The sequence below is a fragment of the Corynebacterium sp. CQ3829_602738 genome (assembly GCF_054478435.1).
On the sequence record NZ_CM137003.1, the window covers coordinates 2,377,598 to 2,393,387 of the forward strand.

Annotated in this window: 17 protein-coding genes; 8 read left to right on the top strand and 9 right to left on the bottom strand. The window is 65.6% G+C overall.

The features are described 5' to 3' along the window. Window positions 1-130 precede the first annotated feature (130 nt). Genes ACX1NL_RS11355 through ACX1NL_RS11365 form a run of 3 tightly spaced genes read right to left on the bottom strand, consistent with a single transcriptional unit; the run spans window position 131 to window position 2,258 of the window. A complete protein-coding gene (locus ACX1NL_RS11355) occupies window positions 131-1,129 on the bottom strand; it encodes a hypothetical protein (protein WP_458898211.1) in 999 nt (332 codons plus the stop codon). Further along, window positions 1,129-1,887: an ATP-binding cassette domain-containing protein gene (locus tag ACX1NL_RS11360; protein ID WP_458898212.1), complete on the bottom strand. Its 759-nt coding sequence runs from the start codon at window positions 1,885-1,887 to the stop codon at window positions 1,129-1,131. The genes ACX1NL_RS11355 and ACX1NL_RS11360 overlap by 1 nt, the downstream gene beginning before the upstream one ends. After that, the gene (locus ACX1NL_RS11365) at window positions 1,884-2,258 is read right to left on the bottom strand and encodes a GntR family transcriptional regulator (protein ID WP_458898213.1); all 375 of its coding nucleotides are present in this window, start codon (window positions 2,256-2,258) and stop codon (window positions 1,884-1,886) included. The genes ACX1NL_RS11360 and ACX1NL_RS11365 overlap by 4 nt, the downstream gene beginning before the upstream one ends. Before the next feature lie 183 nt (window positions 2,259-2,441). Between ACX1NL_RS11365 and ACX1NL_RS11370 the strand changes: the two genes are divergently transcribed. Further along, complete coding sequence (locus ACX1NL_RS11370) at window positions 2,442-3,848, top strand: NYN domain-containing protein (RefSeq protein WP_458898214.1); 1,407 nt, start codon at window positions 2,442-2,444, stop codon at window positions 3,846-3,848. A gap of 311 nt (window positions 3,849-4,159) precedes the next feature. On the opposite strand, the gene ACX1NL_RS11375 is transcribed toward ACX1NL_RS11370, so the two are convergent. Then, window positions 4,160-5,125, bottom strand: coding sequence for a PspA/IM30 family protein (locus ACX1NL_RS11375; RefSeq protein ID WP_181889293.1), 966 nt, complete (start codon window positions 5,123-5,125; stop codon window positions 4,160-4,162). An 88-nt stretch (window positions 5,126-5,213) separates the two neighbouring features. Further along, window positions 5,214-5,585, bottom strand: coding sequence for a thioredoxin family protein (locus tag ACX1NL_RS11380; protein ID WP_181889294.1), 372 nt, complete (start codon window positions 5,583-5,585; stop codon window positions 5,214-5,216). Between the two features lie 121 nt (window positions 5,586-5,706). Here ACX1NL_RS11380 and ACX1NL_RS11385 point away from each other — a divergent pair, with 121 nt between their 5' ends. Genes ACX1NL_RS11385 through ACX1NL_RS11400 form a run of 4 tightly spaced genes read left to right on the top strand, consistent with a single transcriptional unit; the run spans window position 5,707 to window position 9,761 of the window. Next, entirely contained in the window at window positions 5,707-5,907 is a 201-nt protein-coding gene (locus tag ACX1NL_RS11385) for a heavy-metal-associated domain-containing protein (protein WP_070472153.1), read from the top strand. A gap of 12 nt (window positions 5,908-5,919) precedes the next feature. After that, window positions 5,920-6,120, top strand: a complete 201-nt coding sequence (locus ACX1NL_RS11390; protein WP_301614897.1) for a heavy-metal-associated domain-containing protein — start codon at window positions 5,920-5,922, stop codon at window positions 6,118-6,120. Between the two features lie 21 nt (window positions 6,121-6,141). After that, a complete protein-coding gene (locus ACX1NL_RS11395) occupies window positions 6,142-8,406 on the top strand; it encodes a heavy metal translocating P-type ATPase (protein WP_458898215.1) in 2,265 nt (754 codons plus the stop codon). Between the two features lie 41 nt (window positions 8,407-8,447). Then, window positions 8,448-9,761, top strand: a complete 1,314-nt coding sequence (locus tag ACX1NL_RS11400; protein WP_458898216.1) for an MFS transporter — start codon at window positions 8,448-8,450, stop codon at window positions 9,759-9,761. An 18-nt stretch (window positions 9,762-9,779) separates the two neighbouring features. Here ACX1NL_RS11400 and ACX1NL_RS11405 read toward each other — a convergent pair whose 3' ends face one another. Together ACX1NL_RS11405 and dnaB are read right to left on the bottom strand one after the other, a co-directional pair. Then, a complete protein-coding gene (locus ACX1NL_RS11405) occupies window positions 9,780-9,968 on the bottom strand; it encodes a hypothetical protein (RefSeq protein WP_070844554.1) in 189 nt (62 codons plus the stop codon). Between the two features lie 106 nt (window positions 9,969-10,074). After that, window positions 10,075-11,592, bottom strand: coding sequence for a replicative DNA helicase (gene dnaB / locus ACX1NL_RS11410; RefSeq protein ID WP_181889298.1), 1,518 nt, complete (start codon window positions 11,590-11,592; stop codon window positions 10,075-10,077). Between the two features lie 437 nt (window positions 11,593-12,029). On the opposite strand from dnaB, the gene ACX1NL_RS11415 reads away from it, so the two are divergent. Next, window positions 12,030-12,374 (top strand): hypothetical protein, encoded by a 345-nt coding sequence (locus ACX1NL_RS11415; protein ID WP_181889299.1) that lies wholly within the window; start codon window positions 12,030-12,032, stop codon window positions 12,372-12,374. Here ACX1NL_RS11415 and ACX1NL_RS11420 read toward each other — a convergent pair. Next, a complete protein-coding gene (locus tag ACX1NL_RS11420) occupies window positions 12,363-14,423 on the bottom strand; it encodes a RecQ family ATP-dependent DNA helicase (protein WP_448231423.1) in 2,061 nt (686 codons plus the stop codon). The two genes, ACX1NL_RS11415 and ACX1NL_RS11420, sit on opposite strands and share 12 nt — an antisense overlap. A 71-nt stretch (window positions 14,424-14,494) precedes the next feature. On the opposite strand from ACX1NL_RS11420, the gene ACX1NL_RS11425 reads away from it, so the two are divergent. Then, window positions 14,495-14,701, top strand: a complete 207-nt coding sequence (locus tag ACX1NL_RS11425; RefSeq protein WP_239307176.1) for a CopG family transcriptional regulator — start codon at window positions 14,495-14,497, stop codon at window positions 14,699-14,701. Continuing rightward, on the top strand, window positions 14,698-15,072 hold the full coding sequence (locus ACX1NL_RS11430) for a type II toxin-antitoxin system death-on-curing family toxin (protein ID WP_458898217.1): 375 nt from the start codon (window positions 14,698-14,700) through the stop codon (window positions 15,070-15,072). Before ACX1NL_RS11425 ends, ACX1NL_RS11430 begins: the two co-directional genes overlap by 4 nt. On the opposite strand, the gene ACX1NL_RS11435 is transcribed toward ACX1NL_RS11430, so the two are convergent. Beyond that, complete coding sequence (locus ACX1NL_RS11435) at window positions 15,069-15,743, bottom strand: AAA family ATPase (protein WP_458898218.1); 675 nt, start codon at window positions 15,741-15,743, stop codon at window positions 15,069-15,071. The two genes, ACX1NL_RS11430 and ACX1NL_RS11435, sit on opposite strands and share 4 nt — an antisense overlap. Between the last annotated feature and the right edge of the window lie 47 nt (window positions 15,744-15,790).

Consider the following 15,790-nt stretch of genomic DNA (forward strand, 5'->3'; position numbering starts at 1 on the left):
TTGTTTTCCTGCCCGCCACACAAACCGGAAAGAATCTCACCTTCCAGCGGGGCGTTGTCGGTCTCGCTGACTCGATATAAGTTACACACACCCCACACACAACACAAACCCGCAGCGCACAGCCTATTTTCTACACATTCTTACGTGCTTGTTTCGGGTTCATATAGCCACCCAAGAACGCGGCGTGCATGCCAACACCGATGAGCAGGAAAACCCCGGAGACCACCAGGCAGTACAAGGCCTCCCCGTCCATGAAGGACGACACGTCCGCAGTCCGCGAGACCGGGATGGCTAGGAACATCGCCGGCAGCAGCCCCATACCGCTGCGTCGCACCTTCATCGCCGACCCCAGCACCGCGCAGGCGAACGCGCCCGCGGCCCCGACCGCAACCGCGGCCCAGCTCAAGTGCGAGACAAAGCCAACAATCAACAGGTAAACCAGCACCGACACCACCGAGGCCGCCAGCGACACCGCAAGCCAGCGCCGCCGCGGCACGCCATAGCTAGCGCCGACGTCCGGGCCGCCGATCCCTGAGCCGTGTATGCAATACATGCCGTACCACACCAGCAGCGGCAACGCCCCGATCCAGATCCTCAAAGGCTCACTACCGATGAAGCTGGCCAGGTACAGCGTCACGCAGTGCGCCGCCGCGATACCCAAAGCCCACAGCAGCTGCGGTTTCCACACCAACTCGACAAGGAAGCCGCCAGACCCCAGGCGCCCGCGAACGCGTTCGCGCCCTTCCGGCACTTCGCCGGTGACAAAGCGCTGCCCCATAAGCAGACCGATCGCCAGCGCACCCAGGGCGCCCAGCACGCCAACCCAATCGGGTCGCAGCAGCAGCGCAACAACCGCACCCAACACAACCGCGGGCACCACGGCCATCGCAGTCAGGCGCAGCCGCCAGGCCCGGGGCATCCCGTACGCCATGTACGCCGTCTCCTCCATCGACAGCGCACCAATCACAAACAGGGTCACCATCGCAGGTGTCATCACCGCAGTAAGCGGATGGTCCGTAATCGCCGCGCCGAGGCCGAACATCACCGCCAGCGGCACCATCCACAGCAGCCTATACAGCGAGGGGGCGACGAACTGGTGACGGAAGAATCCGAGCAGGGTCGTGTTCATCAGTACACCTCCAGGTAGTGCTCGATGAGGTCGTCGAAGTGGGCGGGGCGGGCATGGCGCGAAGCGGCGTCGATAGGCAAAAGCTCCCCTCCAGCCACCGCGAAGCTGTCGGCATCCTCGGGGGCACATTGCTTTGCGACGACCCCCTCACGCCCCAGAATCACCGCCGTATCCAGCACCTTCGCCGCGTCATCGATGTGGTGGGTGGCCATGACAATGGTGCGGCCGGTCTCGGCCTGGGCCAACAGGTGGCGGTAGAACACGTCGGTGTTGTGGGTGTCCAGGCCGACGTAGGGCTCGTCCAGGAGCAGAAGATCGGTGCCGGATGCCAGGCCGATGACGATGGCGACCATGGCGCGCTGGCCGCGGGAAAGCTTCTCGTAGCGGGTTTCCAGTGCCTGGTCCATGGCGAAGTCGGCGGTCAGGTCGCTGGCAAGCTGCTGGTTCCAGGTGCGGTAGCGCAGGCGCGCGCCCTTGATCACGTCCGCGCCGGACCATGCGCCCGGATAGGCGGTGTCAACGCCGGTCAGGCAGGTGTTGTCCATGACAAACGCGTTGTCGAAGGGGCGCACGCCGAAGACCTCGACAGTGCCGGACGTGGGCTTCAGCTGGCCGGCGACGATCCGCAACAGCGTGGATTTTCCCACGCCATTGCGGCCGAGCAGGCCGTGGATGCCGGGGCCCAGATCCAGGTCGACTCCGGTGAGCACCTCCTTGGAGCCGAAGCGGCGGGTGAGGTCGCGGGTGTGGATGGTCATTGGTACATGCCTCTGCTTTCTGCGACGCGGTCGATCAGGTCATGGAGGTTGGAGCGGGTGTAGCCGAGGTGCAGCGCTTCGTCGATGAGCGGGGCGACGTAGTCGCCGGCAAAGTCGTCGCGGCGCTTTTCCAAGATGCGGTCGCGAGCCCCGTCGGTGACGAACATGCCGAGGCCGCGGCGCTTTTCCAGCACGTGATCGTCGACAAGCAATGCAAGCCCCTTGCGCGCCGTCGCGGGATTAATTTCATGGAACTGGGCGAGCTGATTCGTCGACGGTGCTTGCTCGCCGGGCTTCAGGGTGCCGTCGACGATGAGGTCGGCGACGAAACTGGCGATCTGCACGAAGAGCGGCTCTGCGTCAGTGTTCATGCCCTGCCCCCCGGTTGATGGGTTAGTTACTCGAGTAACTAACTAACTACCATGGGGCCCGGGCGAGCGCAACGGGTTCGCAGGAAACCGTGACAACTACGACGTGGAATGACTGAGGTTTTTCAGGCAAGATGGTGCATGTAACGCAACTTAGTAACGAAAAAGAATCGGAATTTAGGAGCCATGCTTGAACGCACACTTGTGTTCGTCGACACGTCATACCTGCTCGCGAGCTTTTACAACTCGTGGGAAATCGGCGCCCGCGCACAGTTAGAAATTGACCTGCCGGAGGTTGTGGCAACCCTCGGCAAAATGATCACCGACCAGCTCAACCAACCAATCCACCGCCAGTTCTGGTACGACGGCATCCCCGACTCAGGCCCGCACCGCTACCAGCGCGCGCTGCGCACCTGCGACGGCGTGCAACTGCGCACCGGCCAACTCATCGAGTGGGGCGAGCGCCGCACCCAAAAAGGCGTGGACACCCGCCTCGTCGCCGACCTCGTGGTCAACGGCGTGAGCGAAAAATTCACCGACTTCGTGCTGGTCTCCGGCGACGCGGACATGATCCCCGGCGTCGAGGAAGTGACCAGCCGCGGCGCGCGCATGCACCTCTACGGCTTCGGCTGGGACTCCATGTCCTCCGCCCTGCGCCACGCCTGTGACAGCACCACCATCCTCGACCCGCGCGAGGACTTCGCCGACGCCATGCGTCTCCAGGTGCTCGAGGGCCCGCTTCCGCCCAGCATCAGGGAGCGCCCGCTTAACGACGCTGCTCCGCTCGAAGAGGCGGACGGCCCCACCGCGGTTCCAGGGCTGGGCCCCGACCCGCTCCGGCCGGACGCCGGCGCTGCGGGGGACAACTCGGATTCGGACGCTACTTCGGATGCCGCCTCTGCGGGTGCTTCGTCCGCCCCGAAGCCGGGACAGGCGCCTGCTGCCGCACCCGCCGCCCCTGCCGCCCCGAAGCCGTCGGACATCGTGGGCACCCCGACCTCGCAACAACGCACCCGCCGCCCGGACGAACCAGAGATGGACGAGCCCTCCGAGGCACAGGTGGAGGCCAACAACGAGTCGAACAAGCCCGGCAACCAGAACGTCTCCAGCGAGCCCGACCGCCCGTCGGCGCCGGCCCCGTCGGCCCCGGCCCCGTCGGCACCCGCCGAGGGGGCGAAACCGTCGCCCGCGTCGCTCGCCGGCACCAGCACGGACGCGCCTGCGAGCGCGCCGAAGCCCGGCCCCAAGCCTGCGCCGAAGCCGTCGATGATGGCCCCGCGCCGCAAGCTGCGTTCCCGCTACGTGCCGCTTCCCGAAGAAGTGTGGACCTCCGCCGGCTTCCAAACCCCCTACGACGTGGGCCAGCAGTACGCCAACTGGTGGTTTGAAAACGCCGCCTCCAGCGAACAGCGCGACAACGCCCACCTCCTGTCCGGCGGCGGGCTGCCCCCGGAAATCGACCGGCCGCTGCTGCAGTTCGCCTGCGAAACCCTGCACGAGTACACCCTGTCCGAGACTCAGCGCGTGAACCTCCGCGACGGGTTCCACTCCGGCATCCGCGGCGTACTCATCAACATCCGCCGGGAGAGCTAGCGCGGTTCTGGAGGTGTTGCGGCGCTCCGGGGCTTCGGCCCTCGGGGCGCCTTTTCCGACCCAATTGCGGGATAGTTCACTCGCTTGTGAACTATCCCGCCGTGAGTTTTTGGCGACCTGGGGATATTGAATTATTCAACCGCCCAAGTGGAACTAATTCACCAAACCGCTCCCGGCGAGTGAACAAACTTGCCAGAGGGCGCCGACACTTCGTGGCGGAATCTGTCAGGCGGCCCCTCGACCCCCAGGTCAGCACAAACGGCCGCCGTAATCTGTCAGGCGGCCGTTTGTGATCTGCTAGTTGGAGGCGGTTAGTCCTCGTCGCGCATGTACTTCTCGGCGTCGGCGAGGATGTCGTCGGTGTTGTTGGCGTTGTCGGTGCTGGAGGTCTCCGGGGCGTCGGCGGCGACGCGGCGGGAGCTGCCGGACGGCTTCTGCTCGGCGGCCGAGTCGGTGGCCGAGTCGGCGCCCTCGCCCTGCGAGCCCTCGCCCTCACCAGAGCCCGCCTCGAGCTGGCGGTCCGCGTCACCGGCGCCCGCGCCGGAGCCGGCCTCGAGCTCGCCGGACATGGACGCGCGGATCTGGTCCAGACGGCTGGCGGCGGCAGCGTCGGTGGAGCCGGACTCGATCTCGGCCATGCGGTCGGTCATGGAGTCCTTCATCAGCTCCTGCTGGCCCAGGGCGTTGGCGTAGCGGCGCTCAATCTTGTCGCGCACACCGTCGAGGGTGGGCACGTTGTCGTCGTTGAACTGGTTCATCGAGTCCATGGTCTTGGCCGTCTGCTCCTGCATGCGGGCCTGGTTGAGCTGGGACTCGAGCTGAGAGACCTGGGAGAGCTGCTCCTTCAGGTGCGCCTCGGACTGCTGCTGCTTCTGCTGCGCTTCCTTGGCGGCGTGGTCGGCGGACGCGTAGGCCTGCTTGGTCTGCTCGAGCTCCTGCTCCACGGACACCAGCTGGGTGGCGATGACCTCGGCGGCGTTGTTGAACTGCTGCGCCTTCTCGGCGTCGCCGGCCGCCTCCGCCTTCTGCGCGGCCTGCAGGGCGGTGCGCGCCTTGTTCTGCAGGTCCTCCTGGGACTTGATCAGGCGTTCCATCTTCATCTGCAGCTGGTTCCGGTTGCCGATGATGTTGGCCGCGTGCTCGGAGATCGCCTTGTGCTGCTCCTTCGCAGCAGCGACGGCTTGCTGGATCTGCACCTTCGGGTCTGCGTTCTGGTCGATCTTGGTGTCGAACGACTGCATGAGGTACTTCCAGCCCTTGCTAAACGGGTTCGCCATTGGAGTGTCCTTCCGGTGGTGGGGTTCGTCGTTAGGCAAGTGTACGCATGAAAAAAGCGCCCGTCTCGCGGGCGCTGAATAAAAAGGCCTACTGCTCGGAGGCGTTCTGCTCGGCAATCTGGCGGCGGACGTCATCCATGTCCAGGTCCTTGACCTGCTGGATAAGGTCGTCCAACGCGGCCGGCGGCAAGGCGCCAGCGTTCTGGTAAATCAGGATGCCGTCGCGGAACGCCATCAGCGTCGGGATCGCCCGGATGTCCAACCCCCTGGCCACCTGCTGGTTGGCCTCGGTGTCGAGCTTGGCAAAGGTGACATCGGTGTGCTTTTCAGAGGCCTTCTCGTAGGTCGGCGCGAACTGCTTGCACGGGCCGCACCAGTCCGCCCATGCGTCCACAAACACGATGCCGTCTTGGGTAACGGTGTCCTGGAAAGTGTCATCGGTTACATCGATCGTGCTCAAAGTACGCTCCCTAAAGCTTTTGGTTATTGTTGTAGAGATTGCAACGGGTACAACCCTAACAATGTCCGAGCTATTCCAAGCCGGGCTGGAACGAGTGGAAACCAGGAGGCGTGCAGCAGCCATGACGAAGACGTACCGGATCTCGGGCCCGAAGGACGAAGTCGCGGTCGATTCGCTCAAAGACGAGCTGTCGCTGGTGGACGGCACCCACGAGGTAGATGTGGACCTCGAGGCCGGGCACCTCACCGTTGTCGGCTTCACCTTCGCTGACGAAGATATTGTGCAGGCGGCGAAAAACGCCGGCTACGTAATCGAGATATAAGGAGGACACACCATGGCTGAACGCGAGTTCAACGTTGAGGGCATGACCTGCGGGCACTGCGAAATGAGCGTGCAGGAGGAGATCTCTGAGGTCGCGGGCGTGACCGCTGTGAAGGCGGACCACACCACCGGGAAAGTCACCGTCGAGGGCGACGGCTTTTCCACCGACGACATCGCGGCCGCGGTGAAAGAGGCCGGTTACACACTGGCCTAACCCGGGCCTAAGCTGGGGGTTATGACTGAAACCCCGATAGCATTGCAGCACGTCGAGCTGGGCGTCACGGGGATGACCTGCTCGTCGTGCTCTTCGCGCGTGCAGCGCAAACTCAACAAACTCGACGGCGTGGACGCCACGGTGAACTTCTCCACCGAGACGACCACCGTCGATTTCGACCCGGCGAAGACGTCGTCGCAGGTGCTTATCGACGAAGTGCGCTCCGCCGGGTACGACGCGTTTGAAATGACTGATGACGCGGTGGGGGGTGAAGCGGCGGCCAAGGGGGCGTCGACAAGCGAGAAGCTCGAGGATGCCCGCCTGGAGGAAGCCGAAAAGCTGAAACGCACCACGATTTGGGCGGCGCTGGTGTCGCTGCCGGTGATGCTGGTGAGCATGGTGCCGGCGCTGCAGTTCACCAACTGGCAGTGGGCGGCGTTCGCGGCGGCGACGCTGGTGTTTTTCGCCGCGGGCAGCGTGTTTCACCGCGCGACCTGGGTGAACCTGAAGCACGGCGCGGCGACGATGGACACGCTGATCACGCTGGGCACGTCCGCGGCGTACCTGTGGTCCGTGTGGGCGCTGTTTTTCGGCAACGCGGGCGAGCCGGGGATGGTCATGGAGATGTCCATCTTCCCGTCGCACGCCGGCATGGACGAGATCTACCTCGAGTCCGTGTGCGTGGTGATTACGTTCCTGCTGCTAGGCAGGTGGTTTGAAACGCGGGCGAAGGGGCAGTCCTCGGAGGCGCTGCGCGAGCTTTTGGACATGGGCGCCAAGGACGCCGCCGTGATCCGGGGCGGCAAGGAAGTGCGCGTGCCGATTGCCCAAGTGGCGGTGGGCGACCAATTCATCGTGCGGCCCGGCGAGAAGATCGCCACCGACGGCCGCGTGGTGTCCGGGCACTCGGCCGTGGACGAATCCATGCTCACCGGCGAGTCCGTGCCGGTGGAGGTCTCCGAGGGCTCCGCGGTCACCGGCGCGACGCTGAACACCTCCGGTCGCCTGGTGGTGGAGGCCACCCGCGTCGGCGCCGAAACCACGCTCGCGCAGATGGGCAAGCTCGTGCGCGACGCGCAGGCCGGCAAGGCGCCGGTGGAGCGGCTGGTGGACAAAATCTCGCAGGTCTTCGTGCCCGTGGTGGTGCTGGTTGCGCTGGTGACGCTGGCCGGACACCTCCTAGTGGGCCACAGTGTCGCCCACGCGTTCACCGCGGCGGTGGCGGTGCTGATCATCGCCTGCCCGTGCGCGCTTGGGCTTGCCACCCCGACCGCGATCCTGGTGGGCACCGGCCGCGGCGCCCAGCTGGGGCTGCTAATCAAGGGCCCCGAGGTGCTCGAATCCACCCGCCAGGTGGACACGGTGGTCATGGACAAAACCGGCACGATCACGTCGGGCGAGATGGGGGTTGCGGACGTCGTCGCAGCTGACGGCTTCGACGCCGACGAAGTGCTGCGGCTCGCCGCCGGCGTGGAGACCGGCTCCGAGCACCCGATCGCCCGCGCGATCGTGGAGGCGGCCAGCGAGGTGCCAGCCTCGGAGAACTTCCAAAATGAGGTGGGCAAGGGAGCGTCCGCGCTTATCGACGGCCACCCGGTCCGCGTCGGCCGCCCCTCCCTGCCGCTTGGCGGGCTGGCCAGCGCCTTCGAGGACGCCGAACGAGCCGGGGCGACCCCGGTGGCCGTCGAAGTGGACGGCGCCCTGTCCGGGTTCGTCGCGGTGCGCGACACCGTGAAGGCAGATTCCGCCGACGCCGTGGCGCAGCTGCGCGGGCTGGGGCTTACACCTCACCTGCTCACCGGCGACAACGCCGGCGCGGCAGAGGCCGTCGCGGCGGAAGTGGGCATCGACCCGGCTAACGTCACCGCGGGCGTCCTGCCGGAGGACAAGGTGGAGGTGGTCAAGCGCCTCCAGGCCGAGGGCAAACACGTGGCCATGGTCGGCGACGGTGTCAACGACGCCGCCGCGCTCGCCCAGGCGGACCTGGGCTTGGCCATGGGCGCGGGCACGGACGTGGCCATCGAGGCCGCGGACATCGCGCTGATGCGCAACTCGCTGACCTCCGCGGCGGACGCGATCAGGCTGTCGCGCAAGACCTTGAAGACGATCAAGGGCAACCTGTTCTGGGCGTTCGCCTACAACGTCATCCTCATCCCGGTGGCGGCGCTGGGCTTTCTCAACCCGATGCTCGCCGGCATCGCGATGGCGTTCAGCTCGGTGTTCGTGGTGTCGAACTCGCTGCGGCTGCGGGCGTTCAACTCCGTGTCGTCGGGCGCAGGTGAATAAAAACTGCCAACGCGCGGGCGAGCGCGCCCTACACTCCCCGCATGAACTCTTCTGCGCAGCTCACCCGCACTGAGCGACTGGACCGCCTGCCGGTCACCCCGAAACACAAGCGCCTGCTGGTCGGCTCCGGGATCGGCTGGGCCCTCGACGCGATGGACATCGGCCTCGTGTCCTTCATCCTCGCCGCGCTGGCCGCGCAGTGGAATTTGAACAACACCACTACGGGGTGGATTGCGTCGGTGGGGTTCGTGGGCATGGCCATCGGCGCGAGCCTGGGCGGGCTGCTCGCCGACAAGATCGGCCGGCGCCAAGTCTTCGCCGCAACGCTCTTGCTCTACGGACTGGCCACCGGCGCGTCGGCGCTGGCGTGGTCGGTGGCGTCGCTGATGGTGTTCCGCTTCCTGGTGGGCCTTGGCCTCGGCGCGGAGCTTCCCGTTGCGTCCACACTGGTCAGCGAGTTTTCGCCGCGGAAGGTCCGGGGGCGCATGGTCGTGCTCTTAGAGGCGTTCTGGGCGGTGGGATGGATCATGGCGGCCGTCATCGGCACCTTCGTGGTGGCGCAGAGCGACAACGGCTGGCGCTGGGGCTTCGCGCTCGGCGCGGTGCCAGCGATGTACGCCATCTACGTGCGCATGGGACTGCCGGAATCCGTTCGCTTCCTCGAGTCAGCGGGGCGGCACGACGAAGCCGAACGGATCGTCCGCGAGTTCGAGGCCGAGGCTGACCCCGCGCAGTACGACACCGCCGCGCCAGCCCAGGAACACCCCGTCGATGGCGGTATCTGGGGCCCGGAGCTGCGCGGGCGCACCGCCGCATTTTGGGCTATCTGGTTCTGCGTGTCGCTGTCCTACTACGGCGCGTTCATCTGGATCCCGTCCCTGCTGGTGGAGCAGGGTTTCTCCCTGGTTCGCTCGTTCACCTTCACGCTGATCATCACCCTGGCGCAGCTGCCCGGCTACGCCGCGGCCGCCTGGCTCATCGAGCGGTGGGGCCGCCGCACCACGCTGGCGAGTTTCCTCGCGGGCTCGGCGATTGCTGCGTTCGCGTACGGCATGGCCAGCACGGAGTGGCAGATCATCGCTGCGGGTTGCCTGCTCAGCTTCTTCAACCTTGGGGCGTGGGGTGCGCTGTACGCGATCGGCCCGGAGCTCTACCCCACCGCTATCCGCGCAACCGGCACGGGCGCGGGCGCGGCGTTCGGCCGCATCGGCTCAATTCTCGCGCCGCTGGTGGTTCCGCCGGTGCTCGCCTTCGGCGGCTCGACGGCGGTGTTCGGCGTGTTCGCCGCCGCCTTCACGCTGGCCTGCGCGGCGGCGTTTACGCTGCCTGAGCAGCGTGGGGTGGCGATTGCGTAGTTCAGGCGGAGCCCGTCGCTAAGCAAAGAAGCGCGTGATGCGCGACAGCAGCGACTTGTCCTCCGTCGCCTTGTCGATCTCCTCGATGTTGCGCGGCAGGTTGAGCAGGAGCGTGTTCTCCCCCGTCTTGGCGACGGTAATGCTCGGGTCGAGCTTGGCCACCGTGCTCGCGCAGGCGGCGGGGCCGTTCATGGAACGCACGGTCATGGCTTTCTCCTTTGCAGCTTTTGCGTTGTGCTGTTGAAGCATAAACGCGTTTCCGCAGCGTGTCACCGTTGGAAAGCCATGCCTAACTGTTCATAGGGCAGGTTAACTAGCCGTGCGCCATGTTGACGAAGCGCGAGTAGTGCAGCTGGTGCGCCACCGGAATGGTGTCGATCGGGCCGCCGCGGTGCTTCGCCACGATGATGTCCGCCTCGCCCGCGCGCTCGTCGTCGCGGTCCTGCGAGTCCGGGCGGTAGAGCAGAAACACCATGTCGGCGTCCTGCTCCAGCGAGCCTGACTCGCGCAGGTCAGCCAGCTGCGGGCGCTTGTCGGTGCGGGCCTCCGGGCCACGGTTGAGCTGAGAGATGGCGATCACCGGCACCTCGAGCTCTTTGGCCAGCAGCTTCAGGTGGCGGGAGAACTCCGAGACCTCCTGCTGGCGCGACTCGACCTTCTTGCCGGAGCTCATCAGCTGCAGGTAGTCCACCACAATCAGGTCCAGGCCGTGCTGCTGCTTCAGGCGGCGCGCCTTGGAGCGGATTTCCATCATGGTGAGGTTCGGCGAGTCGTCGATAAACAGCGGCGCGTCCTGAATCTCGGTGAGGCGGTGGGTGAGCTTCTCCCAATCACGCTCCTCCATCTGGCCCGAGCGCATCGCCGAGAGCTTGATCTCCGTCTCCGCGGACAGCATGCGCATGATGATCTCGGAGGCGCTCATCTCCAGCGAGAAGATCACGGACGTCTTGTTCTGGTGGATCGAGCACGAGCGCATGAAGTCCAGCGCGAGCGTGGATTTACCCACACCGGGACGCGCCGCGATGATGATCATTTGGCCAGCGTGCAGGCCGTTGGTGAGCTTGTCCAGGTCGATGAACCCGGTGGGCACGCCCGCCTCGAGCGCGCCGCCGGAGGCGATCATGGTCAGCTCGTCAATAGTGGGCTTGAGCAGTTCCGACAGCGGGCGGTAGTCCTCGCCCGACTGGTTGCGGGTGATGTTGAAGACCTTCTGCTGGGCGTGGTCGACGATCGCGTCGACCTCCATGCCCTCCTCGCCCTCGTAGCCGAGCTGCACCACCTGCGTGCCGGCGTTGACCAGCTGGCGCAGGATCGACTTTTCCTCCACGATCTCCGCGTAGTAGCGGGCGTTCGCCGCCGTGGGAACCTCGGAGATCAGCGTGTGCAGATACGGCGCGCCGCCGACGCGCTCGAGCTCGTTGATGCGGTCCAGCCGCCCAGCGACAATGAGCACGTCGACGTTGCTGCCCTGCGCGAACAGGTCCAGGATGGCCTGGTAGATCAGCTGGTGCGCCGGAAAGTAAAAGTCGTCCGGGCGCAGGCTTTCCGCCACATCCAGGATGACGTCGGGGTTGAGCAGCATCGCGCCGATGACGGAGCGCTCCGCCAGCTCGTCGTGCGGCGGCGTGCGGTATTCCTGCAGCTCGTTGTTGCCGCGGTTGAAGTTGGAGTAGCGGTTGCTTCTCGACGAGCTACCGCCCCTCCCACCTTTCCCCCTCGAGTTACCGCTGTTGCCTTGGAACGCGTCAAAGTCGGAGTCGCTGAAGTCCCCGTAGTCCGCGGCCGGTTCCGGCGGCGGCACGTAGTCGTCGAAGCTGTCGTCTGCACCCATGGGCTCCCCTTTCGCTGTGTGTATGAGACTACCCCGTAATGCAAACCGCAAACCGAGTTATCCACAGGGGGTGTGGACAATTGGGGAATGTGCGGGTGAGTTTTCCACAGGGGTGGTGTTTGCGGTGTGGAATTCGTGTGAATTCGAGACTCCAAGCCACTGGACAACGGTACATTTCCGCAGTTCACCCTGTATATTTTCAAACTCACGCCGAGTGACGTTTTAGGTGGATAACTCGGTTGACCACGGCGTTTGACAACCACGAAATGTCCACTCGAGTGGACAATCTAACCCCTACCCAGGCTGTATAACCCACCACTTATCCACATTCCGTCACAGGGGCGCACCCGGTGTGTTTTTGTTACCGTCGTCGCATGTCCCCACGAGCAATTCTCTGGAGTTACCTCGTCTTTGCAGTGGCGTTTCCAGCAGTGTGCGTGGCTGGGATGCGAACGGTTGGCGGCAATCTCGACTTCGCGGCCTACCGCCTCGCCTTCGCCGTCCTCGCCGTGCTTGCGGCAGCGGGAGCGGTCGGATGGGCTGCCACCTACACTGCGGCAGCGCGGCGGAGTGGCCCTGCGCACGGTGTGGCCGTCTGGATCGCCACAGCGTGCCTTGCCGTGGGCTTCGGCTCTGTCGCCGACTCGAGCTGGCAGGAATACCAGGCGGGCATGGATCTGCCCACCATCAACCTCTTCCTGTACCTTCTCCCGATCGGCCTGTTCATCCTGCTGGGCACGGCCGTTGCGCAGACCGTGGCGGCGAGGACCTCACGCGCGTGAGGCGAACGCCAGCGGTAGCACCTCCACACCGAAACGCTCGGCGATATCGGCTGCGGCGACGGTGACCGACCAGCCGGAGTCCACCTCGCCGGTAAGCAGCAGCACGGGTCCTTCGGCCATGGCAAGCCCCGAGTAGTCGAAGTACCTATCCAGCGCGTTGACACGGAAGGCGGAGTTGCGCGCCTCCACCTCTGCCCCGCCGGCCTGCACTGCCCCGCCGTAAGCCATTTGCCCCACGCGGGCGAGCGCCTCCGCAGTGGAGGCGACCATCTCCGCCCGTGCCGGGTCCGCCGAGCCGAGTGCCACCACTGTGGCCGGGCGCGTGTCCCAGTCCCAGTCCGCCAGCACGGCGACGAAGCGGGTCAGCCACTGGTCGTCGCGCCAATTCTCGGCGGGGCGGTAAGCGTTGTCGCGCAAGAGTTGGGCCAGGGCGGGGCCGCGGGCGACGTCGTTGAGCCGGCCCAGCGCCTTGCCGCCGAGTACGCCCTTGATTTTGCCGCGGCGCGCGGAGCCTGTCGGCCACATCTTGCGCTGGGAAAGCGGCACACCGGGGGCCTTCAGGCGGGCGTCGATGCGCTCGGCGAGCGCCGGGTCCACGTCGGTGGGCAGGTGGTTGCCGGTGCAGTTGTCGCAGCGCCCGCAGCGCTCCCCCTCCCCGATCGTCGGATCGTCCAGCTCGCTGCGCAAAAACACCATGCGGCAGGCGTCCGTGGACTCGTAGGCCAGCATGAGGTTTTGTTCGCGCTCGCGGGCGTCCGCCAGGCCGTCGTAACGCTTGTGGTCGTAGGCCCAAGACTCACCGGTAGCAACCCAGCCGCCCTTGACGCGTTGCACCGCGCCGTCAACGTCCAGCACTTTCAGCGCCTGGTCAATGCGTGTGCGCGACAAGTCCACGGCGTTTTCGAGTTTCGGGGTGGAGATTGGATCATCGCCGAGCGCGCCCAGCAGCTGCTGCACCACCGGCTCCTCCGGCATGGACACGGACGCGAAGTACTCCCACACGCGTTGATCCTCCGGGCCGGGCAACAGCACCACCTCGGCGTGGTCGGTGGCGCGCCCGGCGCGGCCGATCTGCTGGTAGTAGCTCACCGGGGAGCTCGGCGCGCCCAGGTGCACCACGAAGCCGAGGTCCGGCTTGTCAAAGCCCATGCCGAGCGCCGATGTGGCCACCAGGGCTTTGAGCTCGTTGTGGATCAGCGCCTGCTCGAGGCGCTCGCGCTCCTCCGCCTCCGTGCGGCCGGTGTAGGCGGCCACGTTCCACCCGGCGGTCTCCAGCGCCTCCGCCAGGTCGTGCGCGGCGGCGACGGTCAAGCAGTAGATGATGCCGGAGCCCTCCACCTGCGCTAAGTACTGCGCGATCCAGGCAGCACGCTGGGTGGGGTCTGCCAGGCGCACTACGTTGAGCGACAACGACTCTCGGTCCAGCCCGCCGCGGAGCACGCCGGTCCCTTCGCCCAGCTGGGCGACCACGTCGGCCACCACGCGGTCGTTCGCCGTTGCGGTGGTGGCCAGGACGGGGGTGTTGGCCGGGAGGTCGTCGATAAGCAAAGAAATGCGCCGGTAATCCGGCCTGAAATCGTGCCCCCAGTCGGAGATGCAGTGGGCCTCGTCCACAACCAGCATGCCGACGGACCGCGCGAGCTGTGGCAGCACTTCCTCGCGAAAGCCCGGCGCGTTGAGGCGCTCCGGGCTGATCAGGAGCAGGTCCAGCTTGTCGACGTCTGCCTGGATCTCCTCCCACTGCGTCATGTTCGCGGAGTTGATCGTGGCCGCCCGGATGCCGGCGCGTGCGGCCGCTTCGACCTGGTTGCGCATGAGCGCGAGCAGCGGCGAGACGATAATCGACGGACCTTCGCCCGCCTCGCGCAACAGCTTCGCGGCGATAAAGTACACCGCCGATTTTCCCCAGCCCGTGCGCTGCACCACTAGCATGCGTTTGCGCTGGTTAACGAGGGAATCGACGGCCGTCCACTGGTCGTCGCGCAGGGCGGCGTGGGGCCCCGCGATGCCCTTGAGAAGTTCGTCCGCTTGTTCGCGTGTCGCAGTCATGGCGCACACCATATACCACGGCCCCGACACGGGTGTTCGAACAGTGGTACTGAAACGGTACTATCGTTATCATGGCGCTGAATTTGAGACTGACCGATGATGACGACAAAATGCTTTCCGATCTGGCCAAAAGCTCTGGAACATCCAAGCAGCAGACCTTGCTTCGATTGATCCACCAAGAGTGGGAGAAGGAAGAAGCTCGTAGGCACGCTCATGCTGAGTTGGATCGCATCTTCCAAAGCCGTTCGAGGCTCATGGACCGGTTAAAAGACGCATGACGGATCCGCGCTCTCTCTTTCAAGTCGAGATCATCGCCGAATGGGTGAAGGTCCAAGGATTCCATATCAAGGATATGGGTTTATTGGCATCGGCAATTGAACGTCCGTGGCTCCGATTCGGCAATAGAGACCTCTATCCCGACGTGTGGCACAAGGCGGCAGCCGTCCTCGACAGCATCGAATCGAGCCACCCCCTCCATGACGGCAACAAGCGCATCGGAGTACTGCTTTGCCTGCTCATGCTCGCGTCCCACGGTGTCGACGACGAAGTCCTTGCCGAAGATGATCTTTTCGACCTCGCCTGTGACGTGGCCAAGTACCACCCGGAGGTATCCGTTATCGCTGCCCACTTACGGAGGCTAGCTAGCTAACCCAGCTCGCCCTCCGCCCAGTCCGCCATGTACTCGGCGATGCCGTGCGGGTCCGCCAGAAAGTCGCGCATCGCCCGGAACGCGAGCGTGTCTTCCACCGCCAGGCCGCGGTCCACGCCGTGCTCGCCGACCTCCACGATCTCCGCGCCAGGGATCCCGAGCACGATCGGCGAGTGCGTCACCGCGATCACCTGCGCGCTTTGCTCGCCGATTGCGTGCAGCTGCGCCACCAGCGCCATCTGCGCGACGGCGGACAGCCCCGATTCGGGCTCGTCCAGCAAGTACAGCGCATCTTTGGCAAACCGCGAGGTCAGCTCCAACACGGACTCCCCGTGCGACCGCTCGCCGAACTCTGTCACGCGCGTGTGCGTCTCGCCGCGCAGGAAATACCCGGCCTTCGCGCGCGGCCCGGTCCGAAGCGTCAGCGCGCCAAACATCGGGTCACGGGCGCCAGGCTTATCGACGCCCCACGGCCCGCCCTCGACCTTAAACCCCCACGCGCGGGCAATCCCCTCCAACAGCGTCGACTTACCCACGCCGTTGCCGCCGGTGATCAGCGTGACCGGGTGTGTCAGCGGGAAGCCGAACTCCGCGACGTGCTCAACCGCCGGCGCGTCGAGGGCCCACGGCGGGGCCTTCGACGGGTCGACGGAGATGTGCTGGATGAACATGGGGCTCATCCTACGGCGGGGTCAATACGTTGAGGTCGATAACTCCA